This is a genomic window from Thalassospira sp. NFXS8, from assembly GCF_040148805.1.
Classification (GTDB): Bacteria; Pseudomonadota; Alphaproteobacteria; order Rhodospirillales; family Thalassospiraceae; genus Thalassospira.
Genome location: NZ_JAGEMF010000001.1, coordinates 1,997,801 through 2,015,568, shown reverse-complemented (window position 1 = coordinate 2,015,568; position 17,768 = coordinate 1,997,801). Strand labels below are relative to the sequence as shown.

The 17,768-nt window shown below is 53.2% G+C and carries 19 protein-coding genes; 13 read left to right on the top strand and 6 right to left on the bottom strand.

Translation table 11 applies throughout. From position 1 onward, the window contains the following. The first annotated feature begins 99 nt into the window (after window positions 1-99). The 5 genes from J4E05_RS09125 to J4E05_RS09105 are packed head-to-tail and all read left to right on the top strand — an operon-like array spanning window position 100 to window position 5,656. Window positions 100-1,425, top strand: coding sequence for an NAD(P)/FAD-dependent oxidoreductase (locus J4E05_RS09125; RefSeq protein ID WP_349594516.1), 1,326 nt, complete (start codon window positions 100-102; stop codon window positions 1,423-1,425). Next, the gene (locus J4E05_RS09120) at window positions 1,426-2,262 is read left to right on the top strand and encodes a DUF1365 domain-containing protein (RefSeq protein WP_349594513.1); all 837 of its coding nucleotides are present in this window, start codon (window positions 1,426-1,428) and stop codon (window positions 2,260-2,262) included. Between the two features lie 5 nt (window positions 2,263-2,267). Next, a complete protein-coding gene (locus J4E05_RS09115; protein ID WP_349594511.1) occupies window positions 2,268-3,587 on the top strand; it encodes a class I SAM-dependent methyltransferase in 1,320 nt (439 codons plus the stop codon). A 34-nt stretch (window positions 3,588-3,621) separates the two neighbouring features. Further along, window positions 3,622-5,070, top strand: a complete 1,449-nt coding sequence (locus J4E05_RS09110) for an MFS transporter (RefSeq protein WP_349594509.1) — start codon at window positions 3,622-3,624, stop codon at window positions 5,068-5,070. Window positions 5,071-5,101: 31 nt separating this feature from the next. Then, the gene (locus J4E05_RS09105) at window positions 5,102-5,656 is read left to right on the top strand and encodes a DUF3833 domain-containing protein (protein WP_349594507.1); all 555 of its coding nucleotides are present in this window, start codon (window positions 5,102-5,104) and stop codon (window positions 5,654-5,656) included. Here J4E05_RS09105 and J4E05_RS09100 read toward each other — a convergent pair. Genes J4E05_RS09100 through J4E05_RS09090 form a run of 3 tightly spaced genes read right to left on the bottom strand, consistent with a single transcriptional unit; the run spans window position 5,622 to window position 7,647 of the window. Beyond that, window positions 5,622-6,041 (bottom strand): nuclear transport factor 2 family protein, encoded by a 420-nt coding sequence (locus tag J4E05_RS09100; protein ID WP_246832837.1) that lies wholly within the window; start codon window positions 6,039-6,041, stop codon window positions 5,622-5,624. The two genes, J4E05_RS09105 and J4E05_RS09100, sit on opposite strands and share 35 nt — an antisense overlap. Window positions 6,042-6,067: 26 nt before the next feature. Next, on the bottom strand, window positions 6,068-6,841 hold the full coding sequence (locus J4E05_RS09095) for an SDR family NAD(P)-dependent oxidoreductase (protein WP_349594504.1): 774 nt from the start codon (window positions 6,839-6,841) through the stop codon (window positions 6,068-6,070). Then, the gene (locus tag J4E05_RS09090; protein WP_349594501.1) at window positions 6,838-7,647 is read right to left on the bottom strand and encodes a DUF6134 family protein; all 810 of its coding nucleotides are present in this window, start codon (window positions 7,645-7,647) and stop codon (window positions 6,838-6,840) included. Before J4E05_RS09090 ends, J4E05_RS09095 begins: the two co-directional genes overlap by 4 nt. A gap of 147 nt (window positions 7,648-7,794) precedes the next feature. Here J4E05_RS09090 and J4E05_RS09085 point away from each other — a divergent pair, with 147 nt between their 5' ends. Then, window positions 7,795-8,586 (top strand): RluA family pseudouridine synthase, encoded by a 792-nt coding sequence (locus J4E05_RS09085; protein ID WP_349594498.1) that lies wholly within the window; start codon window positions 7,795-7,797, stop codon window positions 8,584-8,586. Here J4E05_RS09085 and J4E05_RS09080 read toward each other — a convergent pair. Continuing rightward, the gene (locus J4E05_RS09080) at window positions 8,512-9,438 is read right to left on the bottom strand and encodes an AEC family transporter (protein ID WP_349594496.1); all 927 of its coding nucleotides are present in this window, start codon (window positions 9,436-9,438) and stop codon (window positions 8,512-8,514) included. The genes J4E05_RS09085 and J4E05_RS09080 overlap by 75 nt on opposite strands. 66 nt (window positions 9,439-9,504) lie before the next feature. Then, window positions 9,505-9,951 carry a methylglyoxal synthase gene (locus tag J4E05_RS09075; protein WP_085588337.1) on the bottom strand — a complete coding sequence of 149 codons (447 nt, stop codon included), beginning with the start codon at window positions 9,949-9,951 and terminating at the stop codon, window positions 9,505-9,507. Between the two features lie 87 nt (window positions 9,952-10,038). Here J4E05_RS09075 and J4E05_RS09070 point away from each other — a divergent pair, with 87 nt between their 5' ends. Then, window positions 10,039-11,310, top strand: coding sequence for a family 8 glycosyl hydrolase (locus J4E05_RS09070; RefSeq protein ID WP_349594493.1), 1,272 nt, complete (start codon window positions 10,039-10,041; stop codon window positions 11,308-11,310). A 36-nt stretch (window positions 11,311-11,346) separates the two neighbouring features. On the opposite strand, the gene J4E05_RS09065 is transcribed toward J4E05_RS09070, so the two are convergent. After that, on the bottom strand, window positions 11,347-12,285 hold the full coding sequence (locus J4E05_RS09065; protein ID WP_349594491.1) for a LysR family transcriptional regulator: 939 nt from the start codon (window positions 12,283-12,285) through the stop codon (window positions 11,347-11,349). A 133-nt stretch (window positions 12,286-12,418) separates the two neighbouring features. Between J4E05_RS09065 and dctP the strand changes: the two genes are divergently transcribed. The 6 genes from dctP (at window position 12,419) to J4E05_RS09035 (ending at window position 17,701) form a co-directional block, all read left to right on the top strand. Next, the gene (gene dctP / locus J4E05_RS09060) at window positions 12,419-13,432 is read left to right on the top strand and encodes a TRAP transporter substrate-binding protein DctP (protein WP_349594489.1); all 1,014 of its coding nucleotides are present in this window, start codon (window positions 12,419-12,421) and stop codon (window positions 13,430-13,432) included. A 27-nt stretch (window positions 13,433-13,459) separates the two neighbouring features. After that, a complete protein-coding gene (locus J4E05_RS09055; RefSeq protein ID WP_349594486.1) occupies window positions 13,460-13,978 on the top strand; it encodes a TRAP transporter small permease in 519 nt (172 codons plus the stop codon). A 14-nt stretch (window positions 13,979-13,992) separates the two neighbouring features. After that, window positions 13,993-15,273, top strand: coding sequence for a TRAP transporter large permease (locus J4E05_RS09050; RefSeq protein ID WP_349594483.1), 1,281 nt, complete (start codon window positions 13,993-13,995; stop codon window positions 15,271-15,273). A 17-nt stretch (window positions 15,274-15,290) separates the two neighbouring features. Further along, window positions 15,291-15,644, top strand: coding sequence for a hypothetical protein (locus tag J4E05_RS09045; protein WP_349594480.1), 354 nt, complete (start codon window positions 15,291-15,293; stop codon window positions 15,642-15,644). After that, entirely contained in the window at window positions 15,641-16,630 is a 990-nt protein-coding gene (locus J4E05_RS09040; protein ID WP_349594477.1) for an alpha/beta hydrolase, read from the top strand. Before J4E05_RS09045 ends, J4E05_RS09040 begins: the two co-directional genes overlap by 4 nt. A 141-nt stretch (window positions 16,631-16,771) precedes the next feature. Continuing rightward, on the top strand, window positions 16,772-17,701 hold the full coding sequence (locus J4E05_RS09035; RefSeq protein WP_349594474.1) for a glycoside hydrolase family 18 protein: 930 nt from the start codon (window positions 16,772-16,774) through the stop codon (window positions 17,699-17,701). The last annotated feature ends 67 nt before the right edge of the window (window positions 17,702-17,768 follow it).

The following is a 17,768-nucleotide window of genomic DNA, read 5'->3' as shown; positions in this document are numbered from 1 at the left end:
CATTTTTTTGATCCGGATAAACGAATTGCTCGTAGTCATATGTAATCTATACCAACAAACTGCAAGCAGGCACAAAGAATGAATGGCACCGGTTCGAGAATGAAAATCGCTATTGTCGGTTCCGGTATTTCCGGCCTGTCAGCAGCGTGGCTTTTGTCAAAACAGCATGACGTCACCCTGTATGAAAAAGACGACCGCCCCGGAGGTCATTCCAATACTGTCAGTGCTGCTGGCACCCCGGTTGATACCGGTTTCATCGTTTATAATACTGCCAGTTACCCAAATTTATGTGCCCTGTTTGATCATTTGAAGGTGCCAACTGCGGCAACGGATATGTCGTTTGCCGCGTCTCTGGATCAGGGCCGGATCGAATATGGCGGTAGCGACCTTGCCAGCCTGTGTGCGCAAAAACGCAATTTGTTGCGGCCCGGTTTCTGGGCCATGATCCGCGATATTTTGCGGTTCTATCGCGAGGCACCGGCGGTTTTGCAAGATGCCGATGCCGGGGCGCAAAGCCTGGGCGATTATCTGGCCGCCAACCGTTATAGCAAGGCCTTCATCAATGATCATTTGCTGCCCATGGGCGCTGCCATCTGGTCAACGCCGGTGGATATGATGTTGGCCTATCCCGTCGCGGCCTTTGTGCGGTTTTGCGATAATCATGGTTTGCTGCAAATAAAGGATCGCCCGCAATGGCGCACGGTTGTCGGTGGATCGCGCGAATATGTAATCCGAATGATGGCAAGTATCGGCAATGTGGTGCTGGACCGTGCGGTGGCCGAGGTGGGGCCAACCGCCACGGGAACGGGTGCCTTTGTGCAGGACCGCTATGGCCAGCGTGATGAATATGACCACGTTATTCTGGCCTGTCATGCCGATCAGGCGCTGGCGATGCAAAGCGCCCCGGATGCCGCTGTTGCCCGGCTGCTAGGTGCATTTCGCTATGAACGTAATCTGGCGATTTTGCATAATGACCCCGCCTTGATGCCGAAAAACCCCAAGGTGTGGTCGAGCTGGAATTACCTGCGCCAGACAATCGGCGCCGAGGAAAAAGTATGTGTGTCCTACTGGATGAACCGGTTGCAGCATATTGAGGAAAACCAGCCGCTTTTTGTGACGCTAAACCCGCCAGTCAGCCCGCGTGATGGATCGGTTATCCGGTCGTTTTTGTATGACCATCCGGTATTTGACAATGGGGCCATGGCTGCACAGCGCATGTTGTGGAACATTCAGGGCACGCAAAATATCTGGTATTGCGGCAGTTATTTTGGCTATGGCTTTCACGAAGACGGGATTCAATCGGGCCTTGCTGTGGCCGAGGCCGTGGGCGGTGTGCGGCGCCCGTGGAATGTTGAAAATGAAAGCGGGCGTATTCATGTTTCCCCGCTTTTAAAAGCCCCCCGCAAAAACAGCGAGGCGGCATAAATGACAGTGATGGGCGCAAAACAGGGTGGTTCGGCCTTGTATGAAGGTGTGGTCACGCATCACCGCCTGCGTCCGCGTCAGCACCGCTTGCGGTATCGGGTGGTGTCGTTTTTGTTCGATCTCGATGAAATTGATCATTTAAGTGCACGGTTAAAACTGTTTAGTCGTAACCGGTTTAATCTGTTTTCGTTTCATGACCGTGATTTTGGCGGGGACGGTACGGGCGTAAATATTCGCGCCCGTATCACGCAAATGCTGGTTGAAAATAACCTGGCCGATTGTGCCGCCCGGGTCGATCTGTTGTGTTACCCGCGTATTCTGGGTTTTGTGTTTAATCCGCTTAGCGTTTATTTTTGTTACCGCAAAAATGGTGATCTGGGTGCGATTTTACATGACGTGTCAAACACGTTTGGCGACCGGCACGGGTATTTGATCCCGGTAACATCGGGGTGCCACGACACCAAAGGTATTGTGCATCAAAAATGTGCCAAGGAATTTTATGTATCACCCTTTATCGGCATGAAGGCCGATTACCGTTTTCGTATCAAACCACCACAAGATCGTGTTGCGGTTTCCATTGCTGAAAGCGATGACGATGGCCTGTTTTTAAACGCTGCCTTTGCCGGGGACCGCCGTGCGCTTAGCGACCGGAACCTGTTTTCTGCATTCATTCGTTATCCGCTGATGACCTTGAAGGTGGTAGCAGGCATCCATTGGGAAGCCCTGCATTTGTGGCGCAAGGGATTTACCTTTCACAAACGTCCAACCCCGCCGCAACACCGTATTACGTTTATTACACCCGGCCCGTCTGTCGTCCCTGATGCAGGAAAAAGGTAAACGCCATGCCTGATCGTTCCCGGCCCAATTCAACACTTGCCCGTTCATTGCGCGACCGCATTTTACCGCTGATCAGCAGTGTTGTCCGGCCCAAATCAATGCTGGAACGCATGCTGGTGCGGGTTTTGTCGCATTTGCATTACGGGCGTTTGGCACTGGTTTTGCCTGATGGGCGGACGTTGAATTTTACCGGGCGCGAACGGCTTGATTTGCATGCTGTGCTTGATGTGCGCCATTGGCGCGCCATCCGCAAACTCGCCACCGGGGGCGATCTGGCCTTTGCCGAGGCTTATATTGATGGTGACTGGCGCAGCCCTGATTTAACCCGTCTGATGCAGCTGGCTATTCTGAACGAACCCATTGTGCAGGCCCGGTTTGCCGCCGGATTGATTTCGCGGCTGGTGCATCGGCTGGCCCATTTGCGTAATGCCAACACAATCGAGGGTTCGCGGCGCAATATTTCCTATCACTATGATTTGGGGAACGAGTTTTACCGTCTGTGGCTGGACTCCGGCATGACGTATTCTTCGGCGTTATATCGCCATGACGACCAGCCGCTGGCGGATGCGCAAACTGCCAAATATACCCGTATTTGCGAATTGGCGGCATTGATGCCTGGGGAAAAAGTGCTTGAAGTCGGGTGCGGCTGGGGCGGGTTTGCCGAAATGGCGGCGCAAAATTATGGCTGCGATGTAGAGGGTTTAACCCTGTCGCAGGAACAGCTTTCCTATGCTGAAATGCGCTTGAAAACAGTCGGGCTGGCGGACAAAACCAACATGGTATTGCGAGATTACCGCCATCAGGAAGGCCAGTATGACAAACTGGTATCCATCGAAATGTTTGAAGCGGTGGGGGAAGAGCATTGGCCGACCTATTTTGATATGATTCGCAACCGTTTGCGCCCTGGTGGCAAGGCGGTGTTACAAATCATCACCATTGATGAAAGCCGGTTTGAGGGCTATCGCGAAGGGGCTGATTTTATTCAGCGTTATATCTTCCCTGGCGGTATGTTGCCATCGCCAACAGCATTGAAAGAAGCGGTTTTTGCTGCGGGGTTAAAGGTGCAGCATTCGGAATTTTTCGGTCAATCCTATGCCCGCACCCTGGCCGAATGGCAGCGGGATTTTCAACATAATTGGGAAGCGATCGCCAAGCAGGGGTTTGATCTGCGTTTTAAACGGATGTGGGAATATTACCTGTCCTATTGCCAGACCGGGTTTGAAGCCGGAACCATTGATGTCGGCCTGTTCGTGATTACGCATGACGATCAAAATGACTGGGGTCTGCCGGCAGGCACAGGCCATGGCATAAACGCATCACGATAATCATAATCAGGCACGAAAAAGGGAGCTGTTTTAAATGACGCGACAAAACCGTCTGCTTCCCTTGATCTATGCGTTACCCGCCCTTGCTGCGGCCATCCCGACCATTCCGGCCTATGTACTACTTCCCAGTCTTTATGGGGACACACTGGGTTTGGGTTTAACCCTGACCGGGCTGGTATTTTTTGCCATTCGTTTGATCGATATGGTGACCGACCCGTTGGTGGGTTATTTGTCCGATCGTAGCCAGTCGCGCAAACCCTGGGTGGCGGGCGGGGCCGTGGTTGCTGGTATTGGGATCTGGTTTTTGTTTAATCCGCCGCCTCATCCAACGGCGTTTTATCTGTTCGTTTGGGCCAGTGTGCTGTTTGTCGGCTGGACGATGTTTCAAGTTCCTTATCTGGCGTGGGGGGCTGAGCTTTCGGGCGATTATAAACAGCGCAGCCGAATTAGTGCATGGCGTGAAGGGGCCGGTTTAATCGGCATTTTATGTGCCGGCGGGTTGCCGGTGATATTGGCGGTGAACGGCGCCCTGGCGCAAACCGGCATGCTGGCAACGGCAAGTATTGTGCTGGGGGCGATAACTGTACCCCTTGTTTTGCTGTTTGTGCCCGATATGCTGCGCAACAAAAGGAACAGTTCCGATCAGGTGGCGCGGGCCCCGGTGCAGGGGGCGGCGGAGCCAACGGGCAGTTTGATAGCCACGGGTTTGAAGGACGTTCAGGCATTGCCGTCCTCTGCGGGGCATGGGCCAGGGGGCGCCGTGGTTTCGCCATCGCAATGGCAGGGATTGCGGCAAAATCGCCTGTTTGTCCGTCTTTTGGCAGCCTGGATGATTAATGGTTTGGCCAATGGGCTCCCTGCCGTTTGTTTTCCATTATTTGTTAAATATGGCCTGGGGCTGGGGCAAAGTGACCAGAATATATTGATTTTGCTTTATTTCGCCTGTGCGGTGGTCGCAATGCCGGTATGGGTCATTGCCAGCGGGGTTATGGGCAAACATCGTGTGTGGTGTGGTGCCATGATCATGGCAATCGTTGCGTTTGCCTTTGTTCCGGTTCTGGCAAGTGGCGATTTTGGTGGGTTTGCAATTATTTGTGCCGTGACAGGGGCGGCGCTGGGCGCTGATCTGGCCCTGCCTCCGGCCATTCAGGCCGATGTTGATGACTGGGACAAATACCGGTTTGGCGCATCGCGTACCGGGCTTTTGTTTGCGCTGTGGAACATGACCAACAAGCTGGCCATGGCGGTTGCGGCCGGGGTGGCATTTCCTGTTTTGGGTTTTCTGGGCTTGCTAACGGCGGGGGGCGGAGGTGCTGACGATGCATCGCCGCAACATCCTGCAGCATTGACAATGCTTTTGGTGATCTATGCCGTGGTTCCCATCGTATTGAAAATTATGGCGGTTGCAATGATGTGGCGGTTTCCGCTTGGTGCCCGCCAGCAGTTCGCGCTGCGACGGCGTCTTGAACACCGCAGAAGGTGAAAGTCGCAATTTTAGCAAAAGGAATAACGCGATGCTGCGGTTGGGGTTGGCCTTTTTTATGGTCGTTTTTATCAGTGGGTGCGGGGCGATGAAACCACAGGATTTTGCCCAGAAAGAACCGGCATTTGATGTTTTTGCCTATTTTCAGGGACACAGCCGTGCGTGGGGTATTTTTGAAGACCGGTTTGGCAAGCTGCGCCGCCAGTTTACCGTTGATATTAACGGCGTTGTCGAGGACGGGGTTTTAACCCTGACCGAAGATTTTGTGTATGACGACGGCGAAACCGATCAGCGGGTATGGAAAATTAGTAAAACTGCCGATCACGAATATGAAGGTACGTTTGACGAAATTGTCGGTATCGCCAGGGGCGTGCAATATGGCAATGCGTTGAACTGGAATTACGATATGGATTTAAAGGTTGGCGATGGCACCTGGCGCGTCAGTTTCGACGACTGGATGTTTTTACAGCCGAATGGCGTATTGGTTAACCGCGCCCGGGTGCGCAAATGGGGCGTGGAAATTGGCGAAATATCGCTGTTTTTTGCCAAACCTAATGCGCAACTTTTTTCGCAAGCCGCCGAATGATCCAACCCAGAACCGGGATGCGAGCATAAAATTTACTGCCGGAATCCCAATGGTCGGTATGGCTGGCGATCAATGTGCCATCGGCGTTAAAGGTAACTTCGGACATACCGGTAAATTCCCATTGACCGATAACAGGAACCTTTGCTGAAAAATGCCAGCGTAAAAACCCCATATCCTGGCATATCATTTGATGGCTGATGGCAAATTGTGCATTTTGCGCATCTTCAAACATTTTCCCCATATAGGCACATAACGCATCATGCCCGTTGAGGGTTGTAAACGGGTCGGTAAAGCAGATATCGGGCGTGGTAACATCACGCAGGGCGTTAAGTGTGCCGGGTGTCAGGCGGGCATAAACATCGGCATAGTTTTGCAGTGTTGTCATCCGGGGATCATTTGGCGCGGGAGTGCTCATTTTTGTACCAGCCGTTCAACTAATTTGAAATACCAGCGATAAGGCAGGATGCGGGCCAGTTTAAGCTGGCGGACAAAGGGCTGTGGAAAGGCAATTTCAAAATCATCATTTTTGCACAGCCCGTTATAGATAAAATCCGCCGCCTGTTGTGGTGTTTGCAAATAGGGCATGTCAAAATCGTTTTGGTCGGTCATCGGGGTTTTCACGAACCCGGGGTTAATTACGCGCATGATGACGCCACTGCCCGTCAGTTCTTCACGCAATGTTTCACATAAACTGATCAGGGCGGCTTTGGTAGGGCCATAGGCACCGGCTTTTGGCAGGCCGCGATACCCAACGACCGAGGCGGTAATGGCAATTTCCCCATGCCCGCGGGCGCGCATTTTGCGTAAAAGCGGCTCCAGGCAATTAACAGCGCCCTGGTAATTCACCGCAATATGGTGGGCAACAGTGTCGCGCGAAAAGTCTTCCACCGGCATCGGGTTATAAAATCCGGCGCAATAAATCACCAGGTCGGGAAGGCCATGTTCGCTTTCGATCAGTTCAAGGACCTGATCAACCGAACCCGGGTTTGTGACATCGCAGGGCATTGCCGATATGCGTGGGCTTGCCAGTGCCATTTCCTGCAATGCCGCGTGTGAACGCGCGGAAATTGTTATGTGCCTGGTCGTGCTTTCATTGGTTTCGACAATGAATTTTTGCACAATGGCGGCACCAATGCCCGACGAGGCACCAATTACCCAAATATTTTGCCAGTTTTTGTGTTTCATTGTGCGGCCTTTATATTCCGGGTGCAGGTCAAACAGCGATAAACAATTTCCGATCCATCCCGCGCCCTGAATGCCAGCCTGACCCATCGCCCATCGGCATCGTACCAGGCATCAGTGCGTAATTCGCCGTCATATTGAAAGTGGGTTGCATCGATGCGATTTACACCACCATTGCCTGCAATAATCTTTTCCTGCCCTATATTACGAATGGTGACATTGTTGGGCTGGCCGGTGATGGTGTTTAGGACTGTCGTTTGCGATAACACGCCGCAATGCCAATGATTGGTGGGAAAGGTGCCCGCAGGCAAGGTTCTTTCGCCGTCGGGGCCCGTGGCCTGCAACATGTCGGTTTTGCTGTCATAGCGGGCGTTCAGACTGGTTTGGTCGCCGTCATCGTCGACATTAACGGCAAGTTTTGCGAGACGATCGTGTTGCCACAGGCTTTCAGACCGATAATCAAACCGGTAGGCGGAAAAGCCCAGAAATGAAATGTTGATCGTGCTTTGTGCAATGACCTGAATGCCATCCTTGCCGGTGTGAAATTGCAGTTTGTGGGTGCCAACGGGCGATCCTTCACGGCGGATTTGAAATACCCATTCGGTGCTGCCATAAAGTTTCACTGGATCGATATCGGTGCAGGTGGCTGAAGGCAAAGGCGAAGAAGATGCCGCATGGGCCGCCGCAGAAAAGCAAAAGCCCGGAATCGTGGCGGTCAAGAGCAGAATAATCAAAAATCGCATCGGGATGGTAATGACCAGGGGAGATGCCAGCGCGGTAGGATCACTTGTGTTGTGACGCCCTTTCATTGTTTTGGTCCCTGGCGCTGTTGTTATTGTGACATAATCCATATATTCCGTACGCAGTTTTAGTGATGTTGGATCAGGGGTATTGGCCTGTGATCTGTTTTGTTATTTGTTTGTTCGTTGTTAGCCCCGTCAGGAAGTGACCTTTTTATGGCCCATCCCATTGCCGAAGACCTGATCGCCTGTGTTTTGCACCGCGATTCAAATGTGATTATTCTGAATAAGCCACCGGGGCTGGCATCGCACGGGGGGCCGAAAACCTATTTTCACGTTGATGCCTACTTGCCCGATCTGACGTTTGGTATTGCCTCGATCCCGACGCTGGCGCACCGCCTGGACCGCGATACGGCAGGATGCCTGCTTTTGTGTCGCCATGCCAAATCATCAAAAAAGATCACGCGGCTGTTTACCGAAAAGAAAATCGACAAGGCCTATTGGGCGGTGGTGCGTGGCACCGTGCCCGACGATCATGGCTTTATCGATGCGCCAATTGCCAAGTTTAATGATGAAAGCGGCTGGCGCATGGTGGTTGATGATAGCGGACAGGAATCACGCACCGAATATCGCGTGCTGGGCCGGGCCGAGGGGATGACCTGGCTGGAACTGGTGCCTCACACCGGGCGGACTCACCAGTTACGTGTTCATTTGGACCATATCGGTTTCCCCGTGATCGGCGATCCGTTTTATGGCACCGGCAAGGCCCCTGTCTTTGGTGCCCCGCCGACCCTGCATTTATTGTCACGCCGCATTGTGGTGCCGTTTCACGCCGAACGCGAGCCGGTTGTGGTGGATGCCCCGCCGCCCGAACTGATGCGTGATGCGTTGATCGCATGTGGCTATGACGGCGATTTTGCCCCGCACCGGGCCTCAATTGACAGTCAATATAGCGGCGATAACGGAAATGCTGAGCGCGGAGAGCAAAGTTTCGATGGTGACGATTGAGGCCATAACATCGGCATCACCGCCCAGTTGTCGGGCCAGAATATAGGCATTCCCGGCGCATGGCATACCGGCATATAAAACCCCCATTGCCAGCACCATGCCGTCAATCCCGGCAAGGTGCAGGGCAATGCCCGTGATCAGCGGTAAAAAGGCCAGCTTGACCAGATTGCTAAAGGCGATTGCCCCCAACGAGCGACGGTCGAGTACAAATTTAAGCCCCGCCCCAACCGATAGCAGGCTGAGCGGCAAGGCCGCGGTTTTAAGCAGGGATGCCGTGTTTTCAATTGGCAACGGGATGTGAATATTGGCGATGTTTAAAATTGCCCCGGCTCCGGCGGCCAGAATGATGGGGTTTTTGGCAAGACCAATGGCAATGCGTTTAAAATTGCCGCCCCGGCCATTAAGCGCATTTAGCACGACCACAGCCAGAATATTGGTGACAATCACCATCACGGCAATAAACACAATCGCCAGTGCCAGCCCGTCGCGGCCAAACAGGGCTTCGGCAACGGCGAGCAAAACATAGCTGTTATAGCGGACCGATCCCTGAAATATCGATGTGAAAAGCGGCGTGTTTTTGGTGATGACACGGCGAAATATCAACATGCTGGCCGCCAGCACCAGTGTTGCCACCATGGTAATGACAACGGCGGTGCCGGCATGGCCAGTGCTGAAATCGGCATGGTAAATGCCGATCATTAACAGGGCCGGCAACAGCAAATAATATGTCAGCCGGTCAATTCCCGCCCAAACCTCGCCACTTTGGATCAGGTATTTTTTAAGCACGGCGCCGACAATGATGGTGGCAAAAATCGGAAAGATGGCGGCGATCAGGGTATAGGCAAAAGACATGGGGCGCCTATTGGTTGGATTTATGTCAGGTGGGGCGGTGACGGGGATCGGGCGTATTTTGCCAGGTCAAAGTTTGCGATTGGTATAATCGGCAAAAGCCTGTTCGGGGGAATGACCACGATATTGCTCGCAGATTTCCTCGAATTTCGGATTGCTGATCAAAAGGTCGGCGGTACTGCGATTGCAGGCAATGGGCACTTCATACATGTTTGCCAGCCGGATCAAGGCGCGCACATCAACATCGTGGGGTTGGGGTGTCATCGGATCGGTAAAGAAAAACATGGCCTGTAATTCGCCATGCGCAATCATGGATCCCAGTTGCTGATCACCGCCAAACGGGCCACTTTTTAACGGAAAAATATCAAGGTCGGGAAAGCGTTCCAAAAGAACACGTCCGGTCGTCCCGGTGGCAAAGATGCGGGCATCGGCAAACTGGTCTTTATGGGTTTCCAGCCACTCTGCCATTTCGCGTTTGCGACGGTCATGGGCGACAACTCCGATTGATAAGGTCATGGCAATGCTCCTGGGAACGATACAGTTGTTCTTATTAAGCATATAATGCGTCGAATGGTCACGCGGCATTGCAAATAAGGGGGTTAAATGACGGTTGATTTTAAAGGTAACTTTGCACTGGCGATGATTGTAACCGGGGCCGTCATGGTTGCTGGCTGTGGCCTGATTACAAGTGTGCAAGCAGCCGAGAAGGCCACGCGGCCTTTTCCCTGGCACCAAACCTATGCCGCCGGTGCGCTATTTCCGTCGCGCTGGACCGCGCAAGAACGCGATGCGGATGTTGCGGAATTTTACCAGCAATGGAAAGCCGATTATGTGCGCAAGGTTGAGGTCACAAACGTCGAAGGGGTGCAGTACCGGGTGACTTTTGGTCATGATGAAGCCGGGCGCACCGTGTCGGAAGGGCAGGGATATGGCATGATCATCACCGCGCTGATGGCAGGGGCGGACCCGGATGCCAAGCCCCTGTTTGATGGCATGTGGCGCTTTGCCCGCCAATGGCCCAGCGATGGAGACCCCCGCCTGATGGGATGGCAAATTCCGCCTGATCCCAAGAGAAACGACAATGCCTTTGACGGCGATGTCGATATTGCCTTTGCCCTGTTATTGGCCGCCGATCAGTGGCAGCAACCGGCCTATTTGCAGGCGGCCCGCGAAGTGATTGCGGGAATTGCAGAAAGCACAATTGGACCAGACAGTTTATTGCCCTTGCTGGGCGACTGGGTGGAACCGAACGGCGAGGAATATGACCAATGGGGAACGCGCCCGTCTGATTTTATGCCGGGTCATTTTGCCGCCTTTGGCCGGGCAACGCGGGATCCACTGTGGACGCAGGTGCGAAATCGGGTGCTGGATGTTTCCAGCGCGTTGCAACAGGAGGTTTCGCCGCGAACCGGGTTGCTGCCCGATTTTGCTATTGTCGAACCTGATGGCACTGTCCATGCCGCGCCGCCGAAATATCTGGAGGGGTATTATGATGGTGCGTATTATTTTAATGCAGCCCGCGTGCCGTGGCGCATGGCCAGTGATGCCTTGTTGGAAAATGATACAAAAGCCGCAACCATTGCCCGGCGTATGGCAACATGGATGCGCATACGGGTCAAAGGCGACCCGGGCAAAATTCAGTCAGGCTATTTGCTAAGCGGGTTACCGCTTCCCTATGAAACCGAAAACAGTACCTTGTTTGTTGCGCCAATGGCGGTGGCATCCATGTTGCTGCCCGATGGGCAGGAATGGCTGAATGATCTGTATGCCAATATCCGCGACCGTCATATGGACTATTACGAGGATAGCGTGACGTTACTGTGTTTGCTGGTGTTGACGGGAAATTTCTGGTCGCCGTCGGGCGCGTTGGAATAATTTACGTTTGGGTCATATATGGCCTAAACGCGGTTTTCAGGTGTCGCTGGTGGGCCATGTGCCCGCACGGATAAGATCGGCGCTGATATGTTGCATTTCCTCAACCACGCGGGCGACGACCGGGTTTTGCATTTTGATGCGGCGAATCCCCAGCGAAACCTGTCGTGAAAGACTGGGTTCAAGCGGAATGGCACGAACGGTTTTTTGTGCCAGTTCGTCTGTTACGGCGCATTTTGCCAAAAGGCCAAAGCCCTCGCCTGCGGCAATCAGTTTGACCAGATGTGTGCTGGCATCAATTTCCATCCGAATGTCCAACCCCTTGCCAGAGGCGGCAAAGGCTTCGGCCTTGCCGCGAATGCCGTGAATGCGCGAGGGCAGAATCAAAGGGAATTTATAAAGGTTGTGGGGGCTGATATGGTCCGGCGTGTTTTTTAGAAGTTTGGAATTTCCGATCAGGAACAGGTCTTCCTTGCATAGGGGCAGGCAGACGATTTCGGGGATGGAAACCCGGTCAAACGTTACGGCGACATCAAGATTACCGTCTTGAAGCCAGTTCCATAAATAACCGGAAAAGGTTTCAACGACGCGCAATGAGACTTTTGGTAACGATTTGCGCAGATGTTTGATCAGTGGTACGGCCAAAACCATCGAGGTTGCTGCGGGTAGCCCAATTGCAACCTCGCCTTCGGGGTCGGAACTGGTCGTGCCGATTTCTTCCAGAGTAGCTTCCGCGATACCCAGCATTTCATAGGCACTTTTAAGCAAGACACGCCCGGCGGCGGTAGGGACTGATCCGCGTGCATGTCGTGTTAAAACAGGGACACCCAGATCATCCTCGATTTTCTTGATCGTGGTGCTTAACGCAGGCTGGGCAATACCCAGACGATGCGATGCCTTGCTAAGACTGCCTTCTTCGCAAATCGCTACAAATGCGGCCAATCGTGGCAGGTTTAGAAGATGTTGTGCCTGTTTCATTTCTGTTCAGCTATTAAGGTATAATTTTTGGATATGGGTAATTAGAAATTATATATTACTCTTTCAATAGGTGCAGTGCTAGCGTCCGCATGGCTAAAAATCAACAATAGCCACATCAGGAGGGAACAGATTAATGAAGATTTCAGCACTTTTTACCGCTGCCGCATTGATTGGCGCGATATTCTTGCCGCAGGCACATGCCGCCGAATATACCATTGATGTGTCGCTTGATACGTCACCCAACCATGTTCGTAACGTGTCATTCCGTAAATTCGCCGAAGCCCTGAACGAAAAGTCGGGTGGGCGGCTTGAAATGCGGGTGTTTGATTCGGCATCGAAATACAAGGGGCCGATGGTGGCAACCGCCGTTGCCCAGGGTGCGATTGATATGGCAGCCCCGGCACATCAGCATCTTTCCAAATATGTTCCGGAAGCGGGAATGTTGTTGTTGCCGATGTTTTACGGGCAAAGCAAAGATGTGATTTACAAGATTGTCGATGGCGATATCGGCAAGGAATTGAACCAGCGAATAGAAGACAAGCTGGGTGTTGTTGTGCTGGGCCGTCCGTTTGACCTTGGCTATGGCACTGCTTTCACCACCGATGTTCCGATTAAATCTCCTGATGATTTCAAGGACAAGATTGTTCGTGTTCCGGGCGGTGCAGCAACGTTGGCACGCTATCGGGTGTTTGGCTCAAATCCGGTTCAAATTGCCTGGTCCGATGTACCGCAGGCTTTGCAGACCGATGTGGTTTCGGCGATTTGGGCAACGCAGGAATCGGTTGCCAGCTCGAAATTGTGGGATGCAGGCATTAAATACGCCTATGAAGACAAGCAGGCTTTTATTGAATATGTGCCGATCATTAGCCAGGCTGCATGGTCCAAATTGCCGGAAGATTTGCAAAATCTGATGCGCGATACGTGGGAAAATATGGTTGACCAGGTGCGTGATGTTGCCGCCCGGGCCCAGATTGACGCCCGTAAGACCAATGCGGAACACGGTATTGAAACCATTGATGCCAAACCTGCCGATCTGGCCGCAATGCGTGAGAAACTGATGAAGGCCCAACCCGAAATCGTTGATGAACTTGACATGGACAAGGACTTCATCGCCCGGGCACAAGCCGCGATTGCCGCTGCACAGTAAATTCCTGAACCGGGTACGGAGCAGAACGTGAGTATTTTAAATTTCGTATACCGGGTCTCGAACGTTCTTAAATGTGTTGAGAAATTCCTGATCGGGATAATGGCCATTCTGGCGATTATCCTGATCATGGGGGAGACGGTTCTTCGCTATCTGGCACCGGCCTATTTGCCGGACTGGGGGGCCGAGGTGACTGTCTATCTGGTGGGCTGGGCGACAATGTTAAGTCTGCCCTCGCTTGTCGCACAGGATAAACACGTTCGTGCTGACCTGGTGGTCGACATGTTTTCTCGTAGAATGCGCAAGGTCCTTGAAATTCTTGTCTTGCTGGTTGGCATTGTTTTTTGTGCGATCATCCTTAAGGCCGGGATCGAAGTGGTGCAGTTTGGCCTGCGGTTCGGCGAGATCAGCGACAGTTCGCTAAGTTTCCCGATGTGGATTTTTTATCTCGCTGTGCCTTTTGGCTACGGATTTTCACTGCTGCGTTACGTGATGCTTTTAATCACACGCCTGACCGAAAGCAGAACGTCCTCTGTGACGGTTGATTAACGGACAAATTTCCCATGATTATCTGGTTAATGCTGGCGCTGTTCTTTGTGATGCTGCTGGCAGGGGTTCCTATATACCTTGTGCTTGGCTCGCTTGCGGTAATTGGCTGGCTGGTGGATGGCGTGCCGCTTATTTCGCTGGCCCAGCAGTTTGCCAATGAAATGAACTCGCAAACGCTGGTTGCGGTGCCGTTATTCGTGATTGCCGCCACCTTTATGGAACGTGGTGGTATCACCCGGGCGCTGATTAATTTTGCCAGCACCATTGCCGGGCGTAACCGGGGTGGCCTGGCCATTGTCTGCGTGATTGCGACCACGTTTTTTGCCGCCATTTGCGGCTCATCGGTGGCAACCGCAATGGCAATGGGCACGGCCCTTATTCCGACGATGGCGGGGCGGAATTATCCGGCCAGCTTTTCGGTCGGAACGGTGGGGGCCGCAGGAACCCTGGGCATTCTTATTCCGCCAAGCCTGCCGCTTCTGATTTATGGTCTGATTGCCGAGGCATCGGTCCCGCGCCTGTTTTTGGCCGGGGTGATTCCCGGTTTGCTGCAGGGCGGGTTGTTTGTCGCTTATATCATTTGGTATTCGCGCAAAAACAAATTGCCGCTTGAAGACCGGATGTCCTTTGCCGAAACCCTTAAATGTTGTCGCGAGGCGGTACCGGCGCTGTTTATTCCGCTGGTGGTGCTGGGCGGCATTTATACCGGCTTTGTCACGGTTTCCGAGGCCGCCGGTGTTGCTGCCTTTGCCGCGATCATTGTCAGCGTGTTTATCTATCGCGAAGTCCCCTTGCGCGAGATCCCCGATGTGCTGTCCGACGGGATTCGTCAAACGGCGGTGATCATTGTGATCATTCTGTCTGCGCTGGCCTTTGGTCACTGGTTGACCAGTGCCGGTGTGACCCGGTCGATTGCGACAATGGTAACGGAATGGGGCCTTAATGCCTGGCAGTTCCTGCTTTTGGCAAACGCGATCATGTTTGTCCTGGGCATGTTCCTCGAGGTGATTTCGGTCATCCTGATTTTTGTGCCGCTGGTCCTGCCCATTATCAGCCATCTCGGTATTGACCCGGTGCATTTCGGTCTGGTCGTGGTTCTGAATATGGAACTGGCCCTATTGACGCCGCCGGTTGGCCTTAACCTTTTCATTCTCAAGAACATTTCAGGTGAACGGATGGCGACCGTCATTCGCGGAACCCTGCCATTCGTGCTGATCCTGATGTTCCTGCTTCTGATTGTGACCTTTGTGCCGCAGATCAGCCTGTGGCTGCCTGACCTTGCCTATGGTCGTTAACTGGAAAAATCCGCGATATGCCAATATTGACCGTAACTGTTAGTCCTGAACTGGTTGAAAAAGTCAGCCTTGATGCCACGGATACCGCCGAAAACTTACTGGCGATCATTCATCAGCATCTCGCACCGCGCGCGGGCACGGAACAAATCATGTTTGTTCCGGCATTTGGGGCGGTAACCGGCTGTGCCTTGCTTGCCAGAATGGATCATCGCGCCTCTGACAGCCGCCCGGCTGCTGTGAGAAAGGCCTGTGCTGATGCGATTTGCCGCTACCTTGCCGAAAAGTTCGAAACGTCCGTTCGGGTGCGGCTGATTGCGTTGAACCCGGATGATATTGCCGCGTCCGATATTGGCGTGGAGGCACGATCATGACGATGCCGTTATGCAAAATCGAACCGCAAAATGTGACGATTTCGGAAATCAGCAGTTTTCACATTGGCGGCGAAACCGTTGAACTCAGCGACCAGCCCCGCCTGATGATGCGGGTTGCTGGTGAAGGCATGGCGCGCGAAGTGGATTTGAACGGGTCCTATGTTACCGGTCAGCTTTATGCCAACCATGTGAAACTGGCTGCCCCGCACCATGATGATCCGGTCATGTTCTGGCATGGCGGGGCCATGACCGGCGTTACTTGGGAAACAACGCCCGATGGTCGTCCGGGCTGGCAGTGGCTGTTTTTGCAGGCGGGGTATGACGTTATTGTCACCGATGCAGTGGAACGCGGCCGGGCATCCTGGTCGCCCTATCCGCAGATTTACGATACCGGGCCGGTGTTCCGTACCAAGGAAGAAGCCTGGAGCATGTATCGGGTGGGGGCACGTTCCGAGTTTGATGCCCGCATTCCTTTTGACGGACAGCGCTTTCCGGTGTCGGCATTTGATGCGCTGGCCGCCCAGCTTGTACCGCGCTGGACCACCCATGACGATATGACCCTTGATGCCTATCAGGCGGCTTTGGAAAAGGTCGGGCCGGTGCATTTGGTGGCGCACAGCCAGGGGGGCTGGTTTGCGCTTAACATGGTGAAACGGGTGCCGCATCTGGTGAAATCGGTTGTGGTGATTGAACCTGCCGGTGCGCCGCAACTGACAGCGGAAGATGTCGCCCGTATGGGGGATATTCCTCATTTGTTTATGTGGGGTGATTTCATTAACGAGGTCCCATCCTGGAAAAAATACCGGAGCGCGACGGATCAGTATCGAGAGGTGCTGACTGCTGCGGGGAAAAGCAGCTGCGAAATGGATTTGCCGTTAATGGGCATTCGCGGCAACAGCCATGTTCCGATGATGGATAACAATAGTGCCGATATTGCTGCGATGATTGTTGGTTGGATGGCGCAAAACCAGGTTGCGGCAAAATAGCGCGCCCTGGCAGCAGGACTAGTACATTTTGCGGGGGATATAGCGTTGGCTATATCCCCCCTTTTTTTGATCACATCGCTTTTGATGGCGCGTCGAGGGGTGCTGTTTTGCATCAATCTTTCGCGATAGAAGGGGGACGTCATGAGAACGCCTGAAAATGTGATCTATACCGATAACGGTAATGCGCCGGTTTCAAAACTGGTGGGTACAGCCTGTAGCATCGGGATTCAAAGCTTTATATCACAGGTCGATTTTGCCAATGGTGTCTGTACGCTTCACGCAGACTGGCCTTTGCAATCGGCGATCCAGAACAATGATATTGAAAAGGCAAAGGAAGGCGGCAAGCGCAAAATTCTGGTCGCCGTGGGCGGCGCCACCTTTGATACGCCGTCCTGGAAGGGGTGTGCCGATAACCTGAATGCCTTTGTCGCGGCATTGGTTGATTTTGTCAAAGAGCATAAATTTGACGGTATCGACATCGACTGGGAAGATACGACCGACCTGGTCTATATGGGCGATTCTGCCAAGAAAGAAGAGTGCTATGATGCGGTGGCGTTTCTTGTCAATCTGACCAAAAAACTACGTGCCAGCTTGCCTGCACCGCAATATATCATCACCCATGCGCCACAACCGCCTTATTTTGATCCGGCATTTTACGGTGGCACCTATATGCAGGTGATGAAGCTGGCGGGGGATGCGATCGACTATCTGAACATCCAATATTACAACAATGAAAGCTTTGTTGGCACCACTGGCCCCGAACAGACGGTGAAAGTGGCGGGAACGGCGGGCTCATCGCCATATCCGACAAGTATTGTCGGTCTGGTCGGGCAGGGCTTGCCGGTGGAAAAGCTGTTGGTGGGGAAACCGACCTCTCCCGAAAATGCCGGGAGCGGTTTTTTGCCAGTTGGTGAATTTTGCGAGGATGTCGTGGCCCCGCTGGTGCACAAATATGGTGCGGATTTTGGCGGGGTGATGGGCTGGCAACTGGCACAGTCCCCCAATAGCACCGACCTTGAATATGACTGGATCAGCACGGTTGCCGATGCCCTGACGGGGAATGCCGGATAAACACTAGCCGACCAACAAATGTCATCAGGTTATGTTGGCCCAAACAAAAACGGCCGCCCCGAAAGGA

Coding starts and splice junctions, on each gene's coding strand:
- J4E05_RS09125 (WP_349594516.1), top strand. CDS start 100: ATGAAAATCGCTATTGTCGGTTCCGGTATTTCCGGCCTGTCAGCAGCG.
- J4E05_RS09120 (WP_349594513.1), top strand. CDS start 1,426: ATGACAGTGATGGGCGCAAAACAGGGTGGTTCGGCCTTGTATGAAGGT.
- J4E05_RS09115 (WP_349594511.1), top strand. CDS start 2,268: ATGCCTGATCGTTCCCGGCCCAATTCAACACTTGCCCGTTCATTGCGC.
- J4E05_RS09110 (WP_349594509.1), top strand. CDS start 3,622: ATGACGCGACAAAACCGTCTGCTTCCCTTGATCTATGCGTTACCCGCC.
- J4E05_RS09105 (WP_349594507.1), top strand. CDS start 5,102: ATGCTGCGGTTGGGGTTGGCCTTTTTTATGGTCGTTTTTATCAGTGGG.
- J4E05_RS09100 (WP_246832837.1), bottom strand. CDS start 6,041: ATGACAACACTGCAAAACTATGCCGATGTTTATGCCCGCCTGACACCC.
- J4E05_RS09095 (WP_349594504.1), bottom strand. CDS start 6,841: ATGAAACACAAAAACTGGCAAAATATTTGGGTAATTGGTGCCTCGTCG.
- J4E05_RS09090 (WP_349594501.1), bottom strand. CDS start 7,647: ATGAAAGGGCGTCACAACACAAGTGATCCTACCGCGCTGGCATCTCCC.
- J4E05_RS09085 (WP_349594498.1), top strand. CDS start 7,795: ATGGCCCATCCCATTGCCGAAGACCTGATCGCCTGTGTTTTGCACCGC.
- J4E05_RS09080 (WP_349594496.1), bottom strand. CDS start 9,438: ATGTCTTTTGCCTATACCCTGATCGCCGCCATCTTTCCGATTTTTGCC.
- J4E05_RS09075 (WP_085588337.1), bottom strand. CDS start 9,951: ATGACCTTATCAATCGGAGTTGTCGCCCATGACCGTCGCAAACGCGAA.
- J4E05_RS09070 (WP_349594493.1), top strand. CDS start 10,039: ATGACGGTTGATTTTAAAGGTAACTTTGCACTGGCGATGATTGTAACC.
- J4E05_RS09065 (WP_349594491.1), bottom strand. CDS start 12,285: ATGAAACAGGCACAACATCTTCTAAACCTGCCACGATTGGCCGCATTT.
- dctP (WP_349594489.1), top strand. CDS start 12,419: ATGAAGATTTCAGCACTTTTTACCGCTGCCGCATTGATTGGCGCGATA.
- J4E05_RS09050 (WP_349594483.1), top strand. CDS start 13,993: ATGATTATCTGGTTAATGCTGGCGCTGTTCTTTGTGATGCTGCTGGCA.
- J4E05_RS09045 (WP_349594480.1), top strand. CDS start 15,291: ATGCCAATATTGACCGTAACTGTTAGTCCTGAACTGGTTGAAAAAGTC.
- J4E05_RS09040 (WP_349594477.1), top strand. CDS start 15,641: ATGACGATGCCGTTATGCAAAATCGAACCGCAAAATGTGACGATTTCG.
- J4E05_RS09035 (WP_349594474.1), top strand. CDS start 16,772: ATGAGAACGCCTGAAAATGTGATCTATACCGATAACGGTAATGCGCCG.